The organism is Chitinophaga fulva (assembly GCF_012927205.1).
GTDB classification, from domain to species: Bacteria; Bacteroidota; Bacteroidia; order Chitinophagales; family Chitinophagaceae; genus Chitinophaga; species Chitinophaga fulva.
In genome coordinates, this window is the sequence record NZ_JABBGC010000001.1 from 3671055 (window position 1) to 3690824 (window position 19770).

Genomic DNA, 19770 nt, shown 5'->3' on the forward strand with positions numbered 1-19770 from the left:
AAAAGAGTTGCGTTACCAGCCGTAACGCAACTCCGGATTGATTAGCAGTCAAATGTGCGTATCACCGTAGTAGTAGGACGGGCAACGCCAAAGGCATTCTTTTCAGTAGCTGTCAGTTTGGCCACTTTAATGGTTGTCAGCTTCATTTTTTTCTCATTTTTCTTTTTCATACTGTATCGATTTTATGTGATGAATAGAGCCGGTGGTAGTTTGCTGCTTCCGGATGGCGGACTGGGAAGCATAATACTTGCTCAGGAAGTGATAGAGCACCAGTTCCTGCTTACGTTGATTGGCGAGGAACAGGCGGTTGAGGAACATGTGTATATAACTGGGCAGCAGGGCTGCTTTTTCGGGGAGTGGTCCATGTTGATGCAGCAGCTGCCGTATTTTTTCTGAGCGCTGCCGGAAGAAGGTCACAGCTTCTTCAACGCCATTGCGCTCATCGTCGTGTGGGTTCAGGATACTTTGTACTTTCCGCATTTCCTTTCGGTATTTATCATTGAGCTGATGCAGTAATGTTTTTTCCCCGCCAAACTCCCGGAAAAAGCCCTGTTGTATTTTTTCCATGAAAGCGGTTTTATCATCCGGTGAATACCCGAAATCCTGTAGCAGCATATCCGTACCCCGCAGTGCCAGTTGCCAGCGGTAGTCTTCTCCTTGTTCTTCGTCGAGCAGCCCGGTTGTTTGTACCACAGCCTCGCTGTCATAACAGAAAATGGTTTCGCTGAACTCCATGGTGGTTTTGCCGTAACGTTCCGTTTCCCGTTCATACGTGTCCGTTTGTATGCGGTATATCAGCGCTTTGCCGGAAAAATCCTGTATGGCGGCGTAGAACCGCTCGAGTACTGTTTTCCAGAAGTCCGGTCGTGTGCCATGATGAAAACGGATGCGCAGGTGATGGTCCGGATCGGTGTAACGGATAAAGAACCATTTGTCGATGAGAGATGCTTCCATGAGTTGTTGTGCCAACGGCTGCAGGGTTTCTTTCAGGAAATCTTCCGCCGTGCGGGTGCCGCAGTATACTTTTAAGTACAACCATTCACTGCCGGGCATAAATTGTCGCTGCAGGGAAGATACCACCGGACGTGTGTCCGTTGCTGTTATGTCTTTTGGAACGGGAACGGTGTCATGTACGGGGATGATAAACTGATTGGTATGCCGGCCATCAGGACCTTCAATCCAGCAGTTTTCAGTGGTGCTGAGAAACTCCTGGATAGTGAGGGTGCCGCTTTTGCGCAGCTGCCGTAGAAGCAGCTGTAGGGCGGCTTCCTGGCTCGTGTCTATCAGCAGTTCGTTATCGCCTTCCACGATCACCACATGGGAGGGAAGTTGCCATTTGGTTTTGAAAGGTTGGAAAATAGCGAGCGAAGACTTTCCGCTGTCAAGGTCCGGAAGGTCTTTTTTATCGAGCTTCCAGGTGCATTTGGCCAGGATGATGTTACGATAGCGTACCCGCGGGAAGAATGTTTCGCCGCCGGGGAGTAACCAGTCCCAGCCGAGGTTGCCCAGGAAATCCTGGTATTGCAGTTCACAGAGAAATTTATACACCGGCAGGCCATTACGATAGTTATGCGCAGTACTCATCCGCGGTACAACGATCTTATTCAGTTTGCGGGACCGTAGTATAATGCGGCCTCGTTGTACGCTGATCATCAGATCTGACAGTGGCAGCTGATGATCTTCGGGTACCTGTGAGTTGGCGAGGTATACGATTTCATAATTGCGCAGCTGCGGGCGCATTAAAATATTGCCGGTACGGGCTTCCGGCAGGTGTACCACTTCCGCAAAGATTTTATCCGGTTCCTGTGCCGCTTCGCGGTCGAGGCAGGCTTTTACCTGTGCGGCAAGTTGTTCATCACCATGACAGAAACGTCCCAGCAGATTGGCGGCGGAGGGGCCGGCGCAACCATTCATTTCAAACAGGTAGTCACCGGCGTCAATGGAAGCTGCACTGGCGCCCAGCAGGCTGCCCATCAGGTACATGCTGTAAGGCAATATAGGCGTCTCTTTTTCCTGCAGCGCATCCAGGTCTGCGTCGGTGAGTAGTATTTCGGTGTGGTTGTCCTGCAGGCAACGGTACAGCTGTTGTTGCTGGAACCGCTGTAGCTTGCTGGTGGAGCGGCCCGTGGCTGTATCAGCGCCGGCAATCATGATATTATCGGCCAGCGGCGTATGATCGGTATGATGCCCCAGATGGCTGCCATAACCGATGCCTGCTTCCGGGTCAAGGGCAAGGGCAAGAGGGACCTCCTGTTCTTCATAGCGCCGGCTGAAAGCCTGGCTGAAATTTTCCAGGTCCGTATGTGGGCGGTGACGCATCAGTTTACGTAGCCGCTCCACCTGGGAGATAATATCGTTGACGACTGTACGACTCAGCGTATTTTGGACTGCTGTGACAAACAGATCAGTCTGAATAAGGTCTTTTTCGCTGGTATCGGGCACCAGCGATTTCACCAGCGAATGCACGAGGCGGTATTCCCCGATGCTGCTTTGCTGGTCCTGTAATAAGGACTGTATCTGGCCGAGAACGGATGGCCAGTCGCCGGTATGCTGTAATGTTGCAGCGCGCTCAAGAAAACGCTTGAAGAACTGTTCACCCGTAACGGTGGGTTCCAGTTCGCTGACCAGCAGCTGACTATGTAACAGTTCTTCCGTAAAATCGTCGGCATCTGCTTCGGTGATACCGGCAGCTTCATTAATAAGGCTATTGCGTATATCCTTCAGCGTAGCGCCATGGGCAGCCCTGTCCAGTACCGCATCGAGGTAATCGCTGGCGTTCACCGCTGTCAGGAAATAGTGGCGGAATTTGTTGGTCAGCTGATAGGCCGCATAACGGTAACGGCTACCTGATTTATATAAGGAGTTGTTAGGGTAGAAGCGTAATTGCTCCCGCACTTCGGGGATAGCAGTAAAGGCGGTGACCAGTTCTGCTACATAGTTCATATCGAGCCGGCTTTGTTTGATGTGCTGTTGATAAGGAAGAAGCCGGATGCCGGACCGCTCACTCACTGCGCCTGTAGCGCAGCCTGCAAACAATCCATAAGGTGTACTGCGGCTGCTCATCCGTAACAGATAACGGTACAGGGAATATACCATTTTATCATCTTCGTATCCCTGTTCCCATTTTTCCAGTTCCTGGTACAGTTCCGGTGAGGCGATGTAGATAGCTTCGCGAAGAAAAGGTTGTTGCAGCAGTTGCCGGATATGTTGGGCAAGATGTGGGTGGGCCAGGCTGCCGGTGGTATCTACCGGCAGAAGAGGTGTTCTGACAACGTAAAAATTTTCAGCCTTGATCATGGTTTTCAGTACGCGCTTAAGTCACTGAAGGTAGCGGAAACGGGTACGACAGGATATCCCGTAAAACCGGTAAATTTCATGTTTAAACAAATAAAATTTTAAAAATCACGTTTTTCCGTGAGCTATGGTTTCATGGTTTCTGCTTACATTTATCAGTATCCTGTAATCCGTAGAAAACCTGATTTAATCACCCTCAAAGTAGAATGTCTGTCCAAAATCCATTTATCTGTTTATCAATCATTCTTCTTTTATTTTTTATTTAAACCTATAAAAATTGTTTTATGAGAAAAACATTTGAGAAAAAGCTGGTACTCAACAAGATTAAAGTAGCTAAACTGAACGCTTCCCAACCGGGTAATGTTGATGTAAAAGCGCCAACTTACACAGGATGCAGCCTGATGGCCAAATGTACTCCTCCGTCAACTAAAAGTTGCTAACAATAAAAATGATAGCAGATGAAAAAGCAAGCTGAAAAAAAGCTTAGCTTAGGTAAGATCAAAGTGTCTGACCTGAGCCGGAACTTGCAGACCACGGAAGCAGACAACCGTTCTGCTGCCTGCAATTCCCACCCGCTCTCCTGTCTGAGCCAGGGTGCACCTATATGCAGTGTAGATTCCTGCCGGTATTAAACAAAACATTTGTTTTTAAAAACGATACTGATGAAAAAACAAACTGAAAAAAAACTTAGCTTAGGCAAGATCAGGGTATCTGACCTGAGCAAAAACATGCAGACTGTCGGTGTTGATAACCTGGCGGGTTCCCGCAAGTGCGTAAGCACAGGTGCTCCGATCTGCAGTGTAGACTCCTGCTTGTATTAAACGGAATTCACGGATTACAGATGCCCCGGGTTAAAGCCCGGGGCTATTATGTTTTAGGGTATGCATACAATCGCTGTTCACAACATTTTTTACTCAGGAATTTAGACCTGGGATCATTATATTTCAGGAACGATGGATTACATGGATTACAAAGACGACATGAACGCCGTGCTGGAAAATATCAGCCGGGAACTGGATAACTTTACTGCCAACGATAACAATGCCGGGCTTTTGGGAGGATATACCGGCTGTGCTTTGTTTTATGCCTATTATTATCAACATACTTCCCGTGATGAACATCTGGAGAAGGCTTTGTTTATTGTACAAAAGAGCATAGAGGCTTTATCGGAACAACCGCTGAACGGATCTTTCTGCGGAGGCGTGGCCGGTGTGGCCTGGTGTATACAACATCTTGCACAGATGGGATACATAGAGGACGATGACGTGGAAGACGCTTTCGGGGAGATAGACCTGATGGTAGCCGACTTTATGGAAGAATCTTTGCTCGCTGGCAAAAACGATTTTCTACACGAAGGCGTAGGAACGGCACTGTATTTCCTGGAACGCCCGATTGCGGTGGCCAGGCCGGTACTGGAGCGCTTCGTTGCTTACCTCGAACAATCGGCGCACCGGTTTCCGACAGGTATCACCTGGAAGGATATGTTCTCCTCACAGAGTGAACAGTATCAGCACCGCGATTTGTACAACCTGGGACTGGCCCATGGTGTGCCCGCTATCATCGCCATACTCGGACGGATATACGAAAAAGACATTGCCCGTGATAAAGTGCTTCACCTGATGGAAGGAAGTATCAGCTGGCTGATGTCCCATAAAAAAAGCCACGGCGGGGGAGGGGAGTCGCTCTATCCGGTATTGACAGATGCCTCCGGTATCCTGGTGGGCGACGCTCACAGTCGCCTCGGGTGGTGTTATGGTGACCTTGGCATTGCTGCGGCATTGCTGGGGGCCGGAAAACGCCTGCAGCGGGCAGATTACAACGAAGCAGCGCTCTCCATTTTGCATGATATTGCCCGGCATCGTGATACTCAAAACGGCGCAGTGCATGACGCCTGTATTTGCCACGGAAGTGCAGGTATTGCGCATGTATTGCAACAGGCCGCTATCGCCACCGGAGACCCTATCATAGAAAAAGCCGCTGAAAAATGGCTGCAAACAACGCTCAGTATGAGCACCTGGAAGGATGGGCCTGCCGGGTATAAATTCTTTCATCACCCCGGTTATCACAGCAGTTACAACGTACTCGAAGGTATTGCCGGCATCGGACTGTCACTATTGGGTTTCCTCCAGCCGGAAATAAGGCCGGGATGGAATAACAGCCTGCTGATTTCGTAAACTTTTCATGATACGTTTCACCTTTCTTTTTTTTATATATTACGGGTAGTAAATGAAATCTAAACAGACGGTTTACCCGGAGATGCCATGCCTAAGCATGCCAACGTTACAGCAAATATGAAAAACCATGATCAGATTATATTTTGTGGATGATCATCCATTGATATTAGAGGGACTTCGCGCTTTACTCAGCTATGAAAAAGATATAGAACTGACAGGGGAAACCAGAACAGGGGAGTCTTGCCTCAACTTCCTGTTGCACCACCAGGCGGACGTGGTATTACTCGACACCATGCTGCCCGATATTGCCGGGGCGGAATTATGCCACCTGATCAAAAAGAACCATCCCGATACGATGGTGCTCGGGCTCAGCTATCACAAAGACGGCCGCGGTATCCAGGATATGATGGACAGCGGCGCCAGCGGGTGCCTGATGAAAAATGCCGATAAAGAAGAGCTGCTCAAAGCCATTCATGATGTTTATAGCGGTCACACTTACCTCTCCGCTGTACTGGCTGCCGAGCTGGAAACCACTGCCGGCGCGGCCCGTACCCGGGAACTGCACATCACCAAAAGAGAAAAAGAAGTGCTGTGGCTGATCGCTAACGGGCATACGAACCACGAAATAGCCGAAAAGCTGTTTATCAGCAGCGATACGGTAGACAGCCATCGCCGTAACCTGCTGGGCAAACTGAAAGCCCGCAACACTGCCATGCTCATCAAATGCGCTATTGACAATAAGCTGTTGACAACTTTTTGAAGAAATGAATTAAAGCACTACCTTCGCACCGCAATGGTTTACCCCCGTCCGTTGCGGTGCGGGGTAATTAAAAGGGAACACGGGTGCAAATCCCGGACAGTCCCGCTGCTGTAAGTCTCCATAAACGCCAGGGCAACTGCCCGGCCACTGTTGAACATTCAATGGGAAGGCCGCCCTGAGCAGAGATAAGTCAGAATACCTGCCATGCATCAGTTTTTTTTTAAGCCTTCGTGGAATGAGGCTTGGAAATGAGTCATGCAGCAGAACTGATACCCTGCTATTATCTACCTTGATTTTATTTCCTGTTACGAAGGCCGTTGGATGAATTATCAAAACGGTGAATTAACATGCGTATCTCATTACTGAGGAGTGCCTTGTACATGGTGCTCGCAGGATGCCCTGTTGTGTCCCTCCAGGCACAGCAGCGATCCGACAGCACCCGGACCAAAGATCTGCGGGAAGTATCTGTCATTGCCCCCCGGGGCGGCAAAGAGATCGCACCCGGTCAGCAACTGAAAGGGGCGGAACTGCAAAGACTGAATTCCCAGTCTGTGGCGGATGCGCTGCGCTTCTTTTCGGGTATCCAGATAAAGGACTATGGCGGCATTGGTGGTCTCAAAACAGTGGATGTGCGCAGCATGGGCACCAACCATACCGGCGTGTTCTATGATGGGATTGAACTGGGCAACGCACAAAACGGCGTGGTAGACCTGGGCAAATTCTCGCTGGACAACATGGAAGAGATCACCCTCTACAACGGCCAGAGAAGCAGCATTTTCCAACCGGCAAAAGACTATGGTTCCTCAGGGTCTATCTATCTCACTACCCTCAAACCCCATTTCGAAGAAGGGGAAAAAAGACACTTGAGAGGAACGTTTAAGACCGGCTCTTTCGGCCTCGTCAACCCATCCATACTATGGCAGGAGAAAATCAGTAAACGAGTGGCAGCCTCTTTTAGCGGAGAATGGACCAACGCCAACGGCCGGTATAAATTCCGCTACCAGAAGAGAGATAAGGATAACAATGCCCTGGGGTATGATACTTTCGCCATCCGCAGGAACGGGGGTATCAATGCTTTCCGCCTCGAAGGCAGCCTGCATGGCGTCATGAATGGCGGGGAATGGAGCTCCAAAATCTACTTCTACGATTCAGAACGCGGTCTGCCTGGCACTATGGTCAATAACCGGTTCATACACGTTGACAAGCAATGGGACCGTAACTTCTTCGCGCAGTCTTCCTGGCGAAAAGATATTTCCCCCAGGTACAGCCTGATGTTTAATGGTAAATACGCTTACGACTATACGCATTACCTGTCGCCGGATACTGCCTACTTTGCGGAGAACCGCTACTATCAGCAGGAAGTGTACCTCTCTGTGGCCAATCAGTTTGCAGTGACCAAATGGTGGAACGTGGGCCTGTCAGGTGATTTTCAATGGAACAAACTGGATGCGGACCTGAAGAAATTCTCTTATCCGCAGCGGTTCACCACACTGGTGGCACTGGCTACTTCCGTCAGCTTTCAGCGCTTCAGCGCACAAGCCAGCCTGCTGAACACCAACATGAATGAACAGGTGAAGCTCAATACAGCCTCACCTTTCCGGCAGGAACTGACACCGGCGGTTTTTGTGTCATGGCAACCCGTCAAAAAAATACCTGTCACCTGGAGGTCTTTCTATAAGCGCATTTTCAGAATGCCCACCTTTAACGATCTCTATTATACAGACATTGGCAACTCCAACCTGAAACCGGAATTCACCACCCAATACAATACGGGCCTCACCTGGAACCAGACGTTCCATGGAAAAATGTTGCAAGAGATAGGCGTGGAGACGGACGTATACTACAACGAAGTGACCGACAAGATCGTAGCAGTGCCAGGTTCCAGCCAGTTCCGCTGGACCATGATGAACCTCGGCTTTGTGAAAATCAAAGGAGTGGATGTTAAAGTAAAGGCAGCATGGCAGTTGTTGAATGAGCTGCTGGTGAGCACCCGGGCTACTTATACCTTCCAGGAAGCACGTGACTTTACAGATAAGTCGGATTCGTTTTACGGAGATCAGATTGCCTATATTCCCTGGCACAGTGGCTCATTGATAATAGGTGGTACTTACAGGGCATGGGACCTGAACTACAGCTTTATTTATACCGGCGAACGTTATAACATGAAGGCCAATATTCCTGCAAACTATACGCTGCCTTGGTATACCAGTGATCTTGCACTGGCGTACACACGTACCGTTAACAAGACCCGCTTCCGGCTTACCGCACAGGTGAACAACCTGATGAACCAATACTATGATGTGGTAGCCAATTACCCGATGCCAGGAAGAAACTACAAATTTATTCTCGCTGTAAATATTTAATAAAAATGATTAAACAACTACGTTTTATCAGAATTGTTGCCGTGTTGATAATGCTGGCCATGGCCGGTTGCCGCAACGGGGATTATATCGTGCCCCCTGTGACAACGCCCGTGGATACACCGGTAACGCACCAACGTTACAAAGGGTTTTACCTCCTTAATGAAGGAAACATGGGCAGTAACAAATGTACCCTCGATTTCTTTGACTTTACCTCCGGGACGTATAGCAAAAACATCTATGCAACAGTGAATCCTAATGTGGTAAAGGAGCTGGGAGATGTAGGCAACGATATCAAAATATATGGCAGCAAGTTATACGCTGTCATCAATGTGTCCAACAAGATAGAGGTGATGGAAGCTGCCACCGCCAAACGCCTGCAGCAGATAGAGCTGACCAACTGCCGTTACATGGCATTTGCTAACGGGAAAGCCTATATCAGCTCCTACGCCGGCCCTGTAGTGATAGACCCTCGCTCGCCACTGGGTATTGTGGCCGAAGTGGACACCGCCACGCTGCAGATTACCCGTAGGGTGGAAGTAGGCTACCAGCCGGAAGAAATGGCCGTGATAGGCAACAAACTGTATGTGGCCAATTCCGGTGGTTATCGTCCGCCCGACTACGACAGTACTGTATCAGTAATAGACCTGACAACGTTTAAGGAGATCAAAAAAATACATGTAGATATTAACCTGCACCGGTTGAAAGCTGACAGTGATGGCGATCTGTACGTGACCAGCAGGGGAGATTATTATAACAGGCCTTCCGCATTGTATGTATTGGACACTAAAACCGATGAGGTGAAAAAACGCTTCGCGATTGCCGCGAGTAATCTCTGTATTGCCGGGGACACCGCTTATCTGTACGGCTCTGAATACAGCTACAATACTGCTTCCTGGAAGATCAACTACGGCATGGTGAATGTGAAAACAGAGACGTTGTTGCCGGGTAATTTTATTACTGACGGTACCGAGAAGAACATCAAAATGCCTTATGGTATCATGGTAGATCCGGAAACCAAGGATATTTATGTAACAGATGCCCGTGATTATGTATCTCCCGGAACATTGTATTGTTTCGATAAAACCGGTAAAAAGAGATGGTCAGTGATTACCGGCGATATTCCTGCGCACTTTGTCTTCCTTCCTGCAAAACAATAAAACTCAACCATGATGAAACATAAACTTTTACCAATTTCTGTACTGGCAGTGCTCCTGGCCGGTAGCTGTTCCAAATCTGATGATACGCCGACTGCTAAGCCGGACGTGTCTGTGAACATCCCAACGGGTGGTGTTACGACTGCCAACATGAAACTGGTGCGTATAGCCGGTACCGTGAAAAACGAAAGCGCTTCCACTTCCTTTATGTGGAAACTGGGCAATGATACCATTGCTACCACGAAAGAACTCGTGTACGCTTTCACCAAAGAAGGGGATTATACCCTCACTTTCCTGGTTAAAAACAGTGTTGGTGAAGAACGTGTAAACGTTCCCGTTAAGGTGACTGCTGGCAAATATACAAATGGCGTTGCCCGCGTATTTGATTACTTTCCGGCGCCGGGACAGTTCGTACATGACCTGCCCAAATGGGAAGCTGGCGATGACCAGGTGAAGATGACAGCTAAAGCAGAAGAATCGCTGAAAAACGGTACGATGATCCACCTTGGCGGTTTCGGCGGTTATGTGGTGATGGGATTTGATCATACCATCGTGAATGTACCGGACTCCTTTAACTTCAAAGTGCTGGGTAATGCTTTCGCCAAATGGTCTGAAGCGGGTATTATCGAAGTGGCCTATGATGCCAACGGCAACGGATTGCCGGATGATGAATGGTATGAAATTGCCGGTTCTGAATACAAGAGCCCTAAAACCATCCATGACTATAAGATTACCTATTACAAGCCGAACGACAACAAGGCGCCAACGCCCAATAATGATTATAAATGGCTGACTGACACGACTTATATCCGTTGGAAAGACAATCAGGGCAAATCCGGTTATCTCTCTAAAAACTCCTTCCACGCCCAACCTTATTACCCGCAGTGGAAAGGTGACAGTATCACGTTTACGGGTACACGTCTCACAGATGAAAATGTGAAAGACCAGTCTGGCAAAGGAAGCTTTTTCGTAAGCCTGGCGTTTCCATTCGGCTATGCCGACAACTGGGCCAACGACAATCCGGACGCCAGGATCAAAATCAACTGGGCGGTGGACAAGAAAGGTAATTCCGTGCGGCTGCCGGGTGTGGACTTTATCCGCGTGTATTCCGGTATGCGTGCAGAAGCCGGCTGGGTCGGTGAAATTTCCACGGAAGTTACCGGTGTAACTGACCTTAATTTGTAGTGAATATTTTACAGAAAAATATTTCAATCCCGGGGCATTTCCCCGGGATTTTTTATTGGATATAAGCTGAACTTAACGTACGTTTGTAAAGCAACTGGTTGTTCTGTTCATGCAGAACATTAAAAGGGAATCCGGTGTAAGACCGGAGCTATCCCCGTAGCTGTAATCCTGCCTGCCGGCCATCAACCGGCAATGTTTTTCCGGAGTATGCTCCATACCACTGTCTGCTGTTGCAGATGGGAAGGTTTCCGGAAAAGCAGGAGAGCCAGAAGACCTGCCAGATGAGATCACCATTCGTCGCTTTCGGGTGAAAGGCTGTAGAATGTAGGCCTGCCGGCTTTATATTCGCGTATTTGTTTTTTTGTTTCACCTGCGTGCGGGTACGGGAAAGAAAACCTGTACTGTTTTTAGGCTGTCACAAGAGCGGCCATTGTAGCAAATTGTTTTTGAGTGAAAAACAAAATGGAAAACCCATGCCTCCTATGAACGACCGGATGCCCTATGATGTGCTCATTTTTTATTAAAAATAACCACACAATTTGTAAACTATGAAATCAATCAAGTGTTTGGCCCTGGCGGCCTCGCTGTTAATCCTGTTTGCCGCCTGTAAAAAAGAAAATGCCGACTCCGGGTTAGGAGCACTCTCCGAAGAAAACGCAGCAGCGGTACATGCCGGCGTAAACCTGCTCGGGAAATATCAAAACGGCTTCCTGATGGTACATGAAGGACAGTATGGCGTCAACAACGGCGATCTCTGGTACTATAGCTACGACAGTAATAAAGTGGCCAAAGACATCTACAAAGCGGAGAACCCCGGCAAAAACCTGGGCCCCACTACTTCCACACTGCAGTTTGCCACTATCTACAATAACAAGGTGTATATGGTCGCAAAAGTCGGCGGTCCGCTGGTGGCCACCGATGCGAATACCCTGGTGGAAACAGGAAGGATCACTAACCTGCCTCAAAGCGAAGGTTACGCCTTTGTCGGTGTAGATGCCAGCAGAGGCCTGCTTAGCGCGGTAGACGGCGTATACCGCATCAGTCTCTCAGGTCCTTCGCTGGGCACCAAAGTAACGGGCATCAACGGACCGGCGGGTGATATGCTGCTGGCCGGCAACTACGTGTTTGTGATGACCAAAGATGATGGGGTAGTGGCACTGAATGTATCCGACTACAGCATCGCGAAGAAATTTGGCATCGGTGATGCTGGCTTTGCCCGTACCAACGATGGTACTGTTTGGGTGGCCGGCAAAGATTCGCTCGTAGCCATCAATCCTGCTTCCCTGGCAGTGTCCCGCGTGAAACTGCCTTTTGCCACTACCAGCCCGTGGGCTTATCTGTCCTGGCGCTCCGGGTCACTGACCTCCGATGGATCATCCGTGTTTATTGCTGCCCGCCTGTCCACCGCCGGTATCGGTGGTGACATCGAATACGGCGGTACACAGCTGTACCGCTATGTGCCAGGTAATGCTGCATCCTTGTCAGCGCCTTTCCTGACAGTGCCTTCCGGTCAATATTTCTACGGTTCTGCTGTACGGTATAATGCAACGCGCAATGAACTGCTGGTGATCACGCTCACAGACCAGTTCGGCGCCAGCAATGATAACCGCTGGCTGATGTATGACGCTAATACCGCCGCACTGAAAGAAACAGTGAGGTATACAGGTTATTATTTCCCTGCCCTGCCGGTATTTTATTGATCATGTTCTTTCTTTTCCCTCAAATTTTAAATAGATAATATGAAGATTTCCTATTTGCCAGCCATCGCATTGGTGGCCCTGTTTTTCTCGTCTTCCTGCCGTAAAGACGCTTTAACCGACACGCTGAATACCCATGAAGCAGTACGTACCGGTATTGTCAGCAATGTGGCTGTCAGACAAGCCACGCGGACCAGCAGCCCGTTGATCAGCACAGTGTATACGTACCTGCCGGCACCTGGACAGTATACCAATGAATCCGGCCTGGGTTCTGTCACCGCAGCGCAGGCGCTGGTGGGCAGCACGACCAATATGGTATCGCTCGGAGGTTATGGTGGTTACATCGTTTTTGGATTTGACCATTCCGTGGTGAATGGAACTGGGGCAGACCTTGGCATCTATGGCAATCCCGCAGGCCCTACCTATCAATGGTCGGAGCCGGGTATTGTGATGGTAAGCCAGGATATCAATGCCAACGGTATTCCCGATGATCCGTGGTATGAACTGGCGGGCAGCGAATACAATGCGTCCGGTACTGTCAAAAACTACCGGATCACGTATTACAACCCGCATGCTGCCGGCACAAATGTAAACTGGACAGACAATCAGGGTAACAGCGGATATGTGCAGGCCAATGCTTTTCATACCGCCAATAACTATTATCCGGCCATGGCGCCCAACCAGGATTCCGTCACCTTTACAGGTACCAAACTGGTGAATACGCTGGTGTCTGGCGGGATACTCACCAACCTTGCTTTCGCCTGGGGATATACCGACAGCTATTCCAGCGAATATCCTGCGTTAGGGTATAATACCGTGGATATTGCCAATGCCGTAAATGCAAGCGGTCAACCGGTAACGCTGAACGCCATTGATTTTGTGAAAGTGTACACGGGCCAGAACTGCAATGCAGGAGCGATGTTAGGAGAGATATCTACGGAAGTGAGAGGAGCGCGTGATCTTCACCTGTAAATGACAAAATCTCCGCTTTTATCACAATGGTAAAATCTCCGCTTTTATCAAAACGGTAAATCTTCGCTTATCAAAACGTAGCCCAGGGCTTCAGCCCTGGGTTTCTGATAATTCATCGATGAATGCCGCCTGTTGAGGATTGATCATTTTTTTAGCGGTATCCGCATCAAACCAGCCGGCCCTGTCGATTTCCGGGAACTGCTTCTTTTTGCCGGAATGTGGCGGCCATTCTATTTCAAATAAATTACTGACGATGGTCTGGTGGTCCAGATCACCTTCGGTGGCCCAGCAGTACACTTGTTTGCCGCCTTTCTGGGTGATGGGCTGCAGGGGAATAAATGTCCCTTCCGGCCGGTAGCCGGTTTCTTCTTCAAACTCGCGGATGGCCGCTTGTAGTGGCGCTTCTCCCGGTTCTATCTCTCCTTTGGGTATGCTCCACCATCCGGCGTCTTTTTTAACAAAGAAAGGCCCGCCGGGATGTACCAGGAAGTATTCTGTAGTGTCGTTGTTTTTTCGGTAGAGCAGAATGCCCGCACTTTGTTTCATATCGTGATTGTATGAATGGACGGTTACCTGACCAAGCCCGGAAAATCATCGATGGTGGCCTTACTGTTGTGGGGCTTCCCGGTATTTGATGCCGGCGAGTTTTTCCTGCATCCGTTGCAGTCTTTCTGCCAGCGGGAAGTCCCCGCTAATTTCCAGTACGGGTATTTTCAGTTGCCCGATCCAGTTTTTATGAAGGGTGAGGCTTCTGCTGGGGAAATCGGGCTCATCGTACCGGGATGCCCAGGCAATGAAATCAGCATTGTGTTCTTTGAGCCAGGGGTCGGATTCCAGCAGGGAGCCGTAGCGTTGTTTTTCCCGCAGGATAAGCCGCTGCATCCGGATTTCAGGAGGCAGCCACAGGAAAACGGCGAGGTCAAACAATCCGAACATTGCCGGGTCCCACTTGAAAATAGAGCCTGCCACCACTACTTTGCGGTGGCTGTTGAGGTCTTCGAGGAACAATCTGTTCCGTTCAGCAGGGTTTCGCCTGGTTTCGTATGGCCGTTCGGTTTTGAGCCAGTAGTAGTTGTCCGCTTCGATATGCTGGTAGCCGTTTTCTCTGGCAAAAGCTTTGGCCAGGGTGCTGGTACCGGCACCGGAAGCTCCAAAAATAATGATCTTCATCTTTGCTGGATATTCTTTGGGTGTTACAATCGGGTATAACAAATATACTCATATCTTTGGATCAAGTCGAAAAGTTGGGGGATGGAGTAAAAACACATTGCCAGGCGACAGAAATGAGTGTTTTTCCCTGGATATATCGCTATGGTACATACAGCCCCCCTATAGTAACCCAGGGGTAAAGGTGGACTTGATGCGGGAGTGTTCTTTGGATGTATAGTTTTAATGAAATGATCCATATCTTTTTTTTATCATGGCGGTGATCATGATAAGCTGGTGAAAATAAAATGGCGAGGCCGGGGCCTCGCCAGGTTGCTTCATAATTGAAACTAGTAGGATTAACAATTCGGGGGTAATTCAACAGTCAAAAAATTCATGACAATCTTAACACAAAATCAATATCTTTTGGGGCCAACCTGTCAGGGTCAGTACAGGCATGGACCTGGATGGATCCGGTCCATGCACCGTAGCTGTTATCCCTGGGGGACATTGCATCAATGAGGATGGGGCTTTTTCTAACAAACTTTTCCTCGGTTTTTAACACATTCCTTTATCTCAACTTTTGGGCTGGTAACCACTCCTGGTTATGGTCTCCGGTTCTTGCCTCCTTGCCGGACCATTAAACCGGGTGAATTCGCTGGACAAAAGGCCTCTTAAGCGGTTTTTCCTGCAGATCCATTTCTGATGGTTTACGGACGCAAAATTACCAGTACGTTCATAATCAGTCAACTGCGTAATTACGCAGGTTGTGATATTATTTTTACATTTATGACAAAAAACGAATGGATCCGGATAAGTTGGGGCATTATTCCAAAACATTTATTACAGACGTACCGGCTGACCTGAGCAGTCCGGAAGCACAGCATTTTAAGAAGATCATCCGGAGGTTTCCGGATGAGGCGATTTATATCTATTCGTTCAAAGAAAACCGCATGTTATATGCCGACGGCTGGGAACCGCTGCTCGGCTATCGGGACGATGAAATGACCATGATGACGTTCGTCAACATCACGGCGCCGGAGTACGCTCCCTTTTCCAATGAACTCAATGACAAGGCGCTGATGTTCCTGCATAACAAAACAAAGGACCTCGAACAGTACAGCTTTACCATTGAACTGAAAAAGATCCATAAAGATGGTACCCATGTGCCGCTGATTACCAAAGTAGGGGTATTTGCCACGGAAGAAGGAAGGGTAACGGCCATCATCGGGCATTCCCAGAAGAATGAGAGCATTCAGCTGGGCAATGTGATGCGTTACGCTGCCTATGGCCCCGAAAAATCGACCTTTGAGGAGGACCTCAATAAACAACTGTTCCGGCACTACGCTATTTCAGAAAAGGAAAAAGAAGCCCTGTCGCTCGTGGCGGAAGGATTTTCCTTCAAAGAGATAGCGGCCCGTTTTGGGGTGTCCCAATCGGCTATCGAAAAACGGATCATCCCGATGTATAAACGTTTCGAGGTAAAGAGCCTGACCCACCTGATCAGCTTTGCATACGCAAATCATATTCTGCCTTAACAGGAGCCTGGCTATATAACTGGAGATTGAGAGACAGTAGTTTCTCTTTCTCCACGCCAATGCCCGTCAGCATATCCTGCCATCTCTCCGACAGTTTCCTGGAAACATCATCATCTCCCAATACCCAGATCACATTGGTCTGGCGGAGCACCGTGCGGTTAATATCGTTGGTGGAGAAGGTATCGACAAAGCTGAGGAATCTTTCCGGGGTGATAATATCTTCCTTGATAGGGTCTCCCGGATTAATATCATCTATCACCAGGATAGAAGCTTTCCGCCAGGTCCACAATACGTTGGCCGCGCTGTCATCGTCATGTTCAAAGAACATGCAGTACAGCTTCATGGCAGACGTATACACCGCAGACTGGTGGCGGATGGACAGTTCCGTGGCGATAGCCACGCTCAGGCTCGTTTTACCGCTGCGCTTAGGGCCGAAGAGGAACAGGTGCATGCCCTGTTCTTCGTTGTCCAGGAAACGGCGTACCAGCGCAATGTCTTCTTCGGGGATATACTCTGTGCTCCATTGGCTCAACCTGAACTGGAAAGGATAGGAGGGCACCTGCAGGTACATTTTGGTGAGATACCAGTAGTAAGCCGGATAAAGTACCAGCACCGTCAATATTAGCAGGGCGATGAGCGCAGTTGTCGTATAGGCGCAAAGGATAGAAGCCATCAGTGCGCCGGACCAGAAGTACATCAGGTCGGTGATGGTATCAAAAGCAATGTTGCCCCATGCCGGCTGGAAAACGTAGGTGCTCCTGGATTTGCTGGACAGCAACGGTCCCAGGAAGTTAAAGATTTCAAACGTCAGCCAGAAGAGGCTTACCGCCAGCGCGGCATACAGGGATGCCTGTTGTTCGCTGAAATGCCGCTTCAGGATAAGATAACCTACAAAAGTAGGAATGAAGCCGAGGGAAAAGTGGCCAAACTGGTTGGCCAGCCAGGTATAGGTCAGCGTAACTCCGCGGTAGGAGTCTTTGCCGATCAGGTCTGCTTTGAGTTGGCGTACGATATCTTTGCCTGTAATCACTTTTTTCATAGTAGCCTTGGGTATTAGGGGACCGCATTGTGAAGGGCAAATATAATATGTTCCCGGAAAATGAATCTTTGAAAGAATACTGTAGCTTTGGTTCCCTATGACAAAAAAATATAGTCAGCTCAGGGCCGGTCTGGTGATGGCCCGTGCCAGCCTGATTGCTACCCTGCGTAGCCCTACTTCGGTTGTATTCGCCCTATTGTTTCCCATCATTTTTGTGACGGTGTTCGGTGCAATGGTTGATAACACGGCTGTGAAAATTCCTGTGGCCATTGCCCCCGGCAGTGATACCAGCAGTCCCGTATACCGTGCTGTAAAAGATATCAGCATCTTCAGCCTGTCAAAAGAAACCGATTCGCTGACGCAGCTCGGCGCCCTGAAAAAAGGACGTATAGCCGGCATTATTCGTATACCCGCCCCGGTAATGACCGCCCCGGTGCCGCAATATGGCCTGACCCTGCTCAGCTCCGGTGCGGTGGCCGACAAACGGCCGCTGGTAGAGGCGGCGCTGCAGGAGGTGACAAGCCGTATTAATCAACAGGTGTTGCAAGGCCAACCGGTGGCTGCAAAACTGGACGTGGTCACCATACCTGGCCGCGTATATCGGCAGATCGATTTTATCCTTCCCGGTCAGCTGGGCTTTTCGCTGTTAATGGCGGGGGTATTCGGCTCTGCTTTCCTGTTGTTCAACCTGCGGCATACGCTGGTGCTGAAACGTATTTTTGTGACGCCCATCAGCCGCGCTTCGCTGTTGTTCGGTGAAATGATGAGCCGCCTGGTGTTTCAGATCATCTGCTTTATCATCATCACCGCGCTGGGATATTTCGCATTCGACTTCACACTGGTCAATGGTATCCTTACTTTCCTCGAGATGTTGTTGTTGTCTGTATTTGGCCTCGTGATCTTCACGGGGATCGGTTTTATGATCAGCGGCGTTATCCGCAACGAAAGCTCCATTGCGCCGGTGGCCAATACCATCACGGTGCCGCAGATATTGTTGTGCGGCCTCTTTTTCCCGGTAGAGAACTACCCGGTATGGCTACGTACTTTCTGTGAGTGCCTGCCACTCACTTTCTTCGTGGACGGCCTGCGGAAGATCGCCTTTGAAGGTGCTCACATATGGCAGGTGCCGGTGCAGCTGGGCGGCTTGACCGTATGGGCCGTTATCGTGGCGGTGCTGTCTGTGAAGATGTTTAAATGGGAATAAGGCTGCTAATTCACTTCCAGTTCATTCATGGACGGTAGTTTTGGAAAGGGCGCATGTGGCTCCCGCTGATACCAGAACACGACGCTGCTGATATCAGACTGTTGTGGCAGGTAACGGCCGCCACTGCGCCAGCCCAGGTCCTGTATGGTTACCCGCAGCTCTTTTTCAAAGCGGACAGGGTCCATGATATGCCAGCGGTACAACCCGAAACGTTGTTGTGATTTATACAGCCCGTCAGGCCGTATTACCTGTGGCAGCCCGGCATAAGGCGTAGAGAATTCCTGGTATTTCCCTTTGACGTCGAAGTTATAGGAGCCGCAGAAATAGTCTTCTGTGCCGGTACCGCAGATGGTGGGATATTTGCTGTCGCCATCCATAAAGAATTTAATTTCTCCTTCTCCCCACCAGCCGTTGTTATTCACGCCCCAGGCAAGATAAGTACCTACATATTGTCCTTTCCCGCGGATGCCGTCCACCAGGGTGTAGCTGGCGTCTTTCACGGGATTGCTGCGCCGGAACTGCGCATGGAAATAACCGGCATCTTCAGGAACGGTCGTCAGCGTATAGTCGACCTGGTAATACAGCGTCATTTTTTCGGTATTGATATTTTCCATGGTGATCCGGCATTTTTTCCGGAAGGGCATGGACCAGTAGCAGTTGAAAGCGCTGCCTGGATTAACACATACCGCGAGGGAGTTGAGAGGTGCGTATTCGCCCCATCCCATGCCAAAGAAGTCGCCCACAGGTACCTCCACGGAAGGAGTGGTTTCGTCGTCCCAGTAGAAGCGGAGAATGGAATAGCGCCAGTTGCCGGTAGGTGTCATCCAAATATGCTGGATAGCGCCGGAGCCATTGATTTCGGCCAGCGTAACGGTTTTGCCGGGCTCTATGAAGATGTAGGGATTCACTTTCCAGCCCTGTCCCAGTTCCCGGGCAGCATGACGGGCGTTGCCCTGCTCCAGGGTGGCCATGCCGCCTTTACCGGCTTCACCGGTGAAGTTCTCCGGGCTGATGGACCGTGTTTTGGCGTCCGACAGGCGGGAAAGGTTGCCCATGTTCATGTCCAGGCCGTTGAAGGGTTGTTGGGCATAGGCCGACAGCTGTACACAGGCTGCAGCCAGCAGAAAGATGAGTTTTTTCATGTCGTGGAATTTAGAATTTTGCAGCGGTCTGATTAAAAATAAGGTTAAACGTTTTAGTATACAAGCACTGTCCGGATTTTTTTATGAATGGTATGCAATACC

General features: G+C 49.5%; 18 protein-coding genes and 2 riboswitches. Of the genes, 12 read left to right on the forward strand and 6 right to left on the reverse strand.

Annotated features, from left to right (window positions below; genetic code table 11):
* Positions 1-41 precede the first annotated feature (41 nt).
* Together HHL17_RS33730 and HHL17_RS14845 are read right to left on the reverse strand one after the other, a co-directional pair.
* Positions 42-170, reverse strand: a complete 129-nt coding sequence (locus HHL17_RS33730) for a hypothetical protein (RefSeq protein WP_262889051.1) — start codon at positions 168-170, stop codon at positions 42-44.
* Positions 154-3297 (reverse strand): lantibiotic dehydratase, encoded by a 3144-nt coding sequence (locus tag HHL17_RS14845; RefSeq protein ID WP_169225475.1) that lies wholly within the window; start codon positions 3295-3297, stop codon positions 154-156. The genes HHL17_RS33730 and HHL17_RS14845 overlap by 17 nt, the downstream gene beginning before the upstream one ends.
* A 281-nt stretch (positions 3298-3578) precedes the next feature.
* Here HHL17_RS14845 and HHL17_RS14850 point away from each other — a divergent pair, with 281 nt between their 5' ends.
* The 10 genes from HHL17_RS14850 (at position 3579) to HHL17_RS14895 (ending at position 13599) form a co-directional block, all read left to right on the forward strand.
* Entirely contained in the window at positions 3579-3734 is a 156-nt protein-coding gene (locus tag HHL17_RS14850) for a class I lanthipeptide (RefSeq protein WP_169225476.1), read from the forward strand.
* Positions 3735-3752: 18 nt separating this feature from the next.
* Complete coding sequence (locus HHL17_RS14855; protein WP_169225477.1) at positions 3753-3926, forward strand: hypothetical protein; 174 nt, start codon at positions 3753-3755, stop codon at positions 3924-3926.
* A gap of 30 nt (positions 3927-3956) precedes the next feature.
* Positions 3957-4115: a hypothetical protein gene (locus HHL17_RS14860; RefSeq protein WP_169225478.1), complete on the forward strand. Its 159-nt coding sequence runs from the start codon at positions 3957-3959 to the stop codon at positions 4113-4115.
* A 132-nt stretch (positions 4116-4247) separates the two neighbouring features.
* Complete coding sequence (locus tag HHL17_RS14865) at positions 4248-5468, forward strand: lanthionine synthetase C family protein (RefSeq protein WP_169225479.1); 1221 nt, start codon at positions 4248-4250, stop codon at positions 5466-5468.
* Between the two features lie 127 nt (positions 5469-5595).
* Positions 5596-6228, forward strand: coding sequence for a response regulator (locus HHL17_RS14870; protein WP_169225480.1), 633 nt, complete (start codon positions 5596-5598; stop codon positions 6226-6228).
* 17 nt (positions 6229-6245) lie between these two features.
* Positions 6246-6449, forward strand: a riboswitch (cobalamin riboswitch).
* A 126-nt stretch (positions 6450-6575) separates the two neighbouring features.
* Positions 6576-8591 (forward strand): TonB-dependent receptor, encoded by a 2016-nt coding sequence (locus tag HHL17_RS14875; protein ID WP_169225481.1) that lies wholly within the window; start codon positions 6576-6578, stop codon positions 8589-8591.
* A gap of 5 nt (positions 8592-8596) precedes the next feature.
* Complete coding sequence (locus HHL17_RS14880; RefSeq protein WP_206155992.1) at positions 8597-9748, forward strand: YncE family protein; 1152 nt, start codon at positions 8597-8599, stop codon at positions 9746-9748.
* Between the two features lie 9 nt (positions 9749-9757).
* Positions 9758-10930 carry a PKD domain-containing protein gene (locus tag HHL17_RS14885; RefSeq protein WP_206155993.1) on the forward strand — a complete coding sequence of 391 codons (1173 nt, stop codon included), beginning with the start codon at positions 9758-9760 and terminating at the stop codon, positions 10928-10930.
* Positions 10931-11008: 78 nt separating this feature from the next.
* A riboswitch (cobalamin riboswitch) is annotated at positions 11009-11226 on the forward strand.
* A gap of 252 nt (positions 11227-11478) precedes the next feature.
* On the forward strand, positions 11479-12630 hold the full coding sequence (locus HHL17_RS14890; RefSeq protein WP_169225482.1) for a DUF5074 domain-containing protein: 1152 nt from the start codon (positions 11479-11481) through the stop codon (positions 12628-12630).
* Between the two features lie 39 nt (positions 12631-12669).
* Positions 12670-13599 (forward strand): PKD domain-containing protein, encoded by a 930-nt coding sequence (locus tag HHL17_RS14895; protein ID WP_169225483.1) that lies wholly within the window; start codon positions 12670-12672, stop codon positions 13597-13599.
* Positions 13600-13689: 90 nt separating this feature from the next.
* Here HHL17_RS14895 and HHL17_RS14900 read toward each other — a convergent pair whose 3' ends face one another.
* Positions 13690-14145 carry an NUDIX domain-containing protein gene (locus tag HHL17_RS14900; RefSeq protein WP_169225484.1) on the reverse strand — a complete coding sequence of 152 codons (456 nt, stop codon included), beginning with the start codon at positions 14143-14145 and terminating at the stop codon, positions 13690-13692.
* A gap of 60 nt (positions 14146-14205) precedes the next feature.
* Positions 14206-14769: an AAA family ATPase gene (locus HHL17_RS14905; protein ID WP_169225485.1), complete on the reverse strand. Its 564-nt coding sequence runs from the start codon at positions 14767-14769 to the stop codon at positions 14206-14208.
* A 779-nt stretch (positions 14770-15548) separates the two neighbouring features.
* On the opposite strand from HHL17_RS14905, the gene HHL17_RS14910 reads away from it, so the two are divergent.
* Positions 15549-16283 (forward strand): LuxR C-terminal-related transcriptional regulator, encoded by a 735-nt coding sequence (locus tag HHL17_RS14910; RefSeq protein WP_169225486.1) that lies wholly within the window; start codon positions 15549-15551, stop codon positions 16281-16283.
* Here the strand turns inward: HHL17_RS14910 and HHL17_RS14915 are convergent.
* Positions 16249-17322 carry an AAA family ATPase gene (locus tag HHL17_RS14915; RefSeq protein WP_169225487.1) on the reverse strand — a complete coding sequence of 358 codons (1074 nt, stop codon included), beginning with the start codon at positions 17320-17322 and terminating at the stop codon, positions 16249-16251. The two genes, HHL17_RS14910 and HHL17_RS14915, sit on opposite strands and share 35 nt — an antisense overlap.
* A gap of 97 nt (positions 17323-17419) precedes the next feature.
* On the opposite strand from HHL17_RS14915, the gene HHL17_RS14920 reads away from it, so the two are divergent.
* A complete protein-coding gene (locus tag HHL17_RS14920) occupies positions 17420-18526 on the forward strand; it encodes an ABC transporter permease (protein WP_169225488.1) in 1107 nt (368 codons plus the stop codon).
* Positions 18527-18531: 5 nt separating this feature from the next.
* Here HHL17_RS14920 and HHL17_RS14925 read toward each other — a convergent pair whose 3' ends face one another.
* Positions 18532-19668, reverse strand: a complete 1137-nt coding sequence (locus HHL17_RS14925) for a glycoside hydrolase family 172 protein (protein WP_169225489.1) — start codon at positions 19666-19668, stop codon at positions 18532-18534.
* Positions 19669-19770 lie beyond the last annotated feature (102 nt).

Bases quoted from the DNA above. Each gene is read 5' to 3' on its own strand.
- HHL17_RS14870 (WP_169225480.1), top strand. From the start codon at position 5,596: ATGATCAGATTATATTTTGTGGATGATCATCCATTGATATTAGAGGGA.
- HHL17_RS14850 (WP_169225476.1), top strand. From the start codon at position 3,579: ATGAGAAAAACATTTGAGAAAAAGCTGGTACTCAACAAGATTAAAGTA.
- HHL17_RS14915 (WP_169225487.1), bottom strand. From the start codon at position 17,322: ATGAAAAAAGTGATTACAGGCAAAGATATCGTACGCCAACTCAAAGCA.
- HHL17_RS14885 (WP_206155993.1), top strand. From the start codon at position 9,758: ATGATGAAACATAAACTTTTACCAATTTCTGTACTGGCAGTGCTCCTG.
- HHL17_RS14905 (WP_169225485.1), bottom strand. From the start codon at position 14,769: ATGAAGATCATTATTTTTGGAGCTTCCGGTGCCGGTACCAGCACCCTG.
- HHL17_RS14855 (WP_169225477.1), top strand. From the start codon at position 3,753: ATGAAAAAGCAAGCTGAAAAAAAGCTTAGCTTAGGTAAGATCAAAGTG.
- HHL17_RS14865 (WP_169225479.1), top strand. From the start codon at position 4,248: ATGGATTACATGGATTACAAAGACGACATGAACGCCGTGCTGGAAAAT.
- HHL17_RS14880 (WP_206155992.1), top strand. From the start codon at position 8,597: ATGATTAAACAACTACGTTTTATCAGAATTGTTGCCGTGTTGATAATG.
- HHL17_RS14910 (WP_169225486.1), top strand. From the start codon at position 15,549: ATGGATCCGGATAAGTTGGGGCATTATTCCAAAACATTTATTACAGAC.
- HHL17_RS14920 (WP_169225488.1), top strand. From the start codon at position 17,420: ATGACAAAAAAATATAGTCAGCTCAGGGCCGGTCTGGTGATGGCCCGT.
- HHL17_RS14895 (WP_169225483.1), top strand. From the start codon at position 12,670: ATGAAGATTTCCTATTTGCCAGCCATCGCATTGGTGGCCCTGTTTTTC.
- HHL17_RS14925 (WP_169225489.1), bottom strand. From the start codon at position 19,668: ATGAAAAAACTCATCTTTCTGCTGGCTGCAGCCTGTGTACAGCTGTCG.
- HHL17_RS14890 (WP_169225482.1), top strand. From the start codon at position 11,479: ATGAAATCAATCAAGTGTTTGGCCCTGGCGGCCTCGCTGTTAATCCTG.
- HHL17_RS14875 (WP_169225481.1), top strand. From the start codon at position 6,576: ATGCGTATCTCATTACTGAGGAGTGCCTTGTACATGGTGCTCGCAGGA.
- HHL17_RS33730 (WP_262889051.1), bottom strand. From the start codon at position 170: ATGAAAAAGAAAAATGAGAAAAAAATGAAGCTGACAACCATTAAAGTG.
- HHL17_RS14900 (WP_169225484.1), bottom strand. From the start codon at position 14,145: ATGAAACAAAGTGCGGGCATTCTGCTCTACCGAAAAAACAACGACACT.
- HHL17_RS14860 (WP_169225478.1), top strand. From the start codon at position 3,957: ATGAAAAAACAAACTGAAAAAAAACTTAGCTTAGGCAAGATCAGGGTA.
- HHL17_RS14845 (WP_169225475.1), bottom strand. From the start codon at position 3,297: ATGATCAAGGCTGAAAATTTTTACGTTGTCAGAACACCTCTTCTGCCG.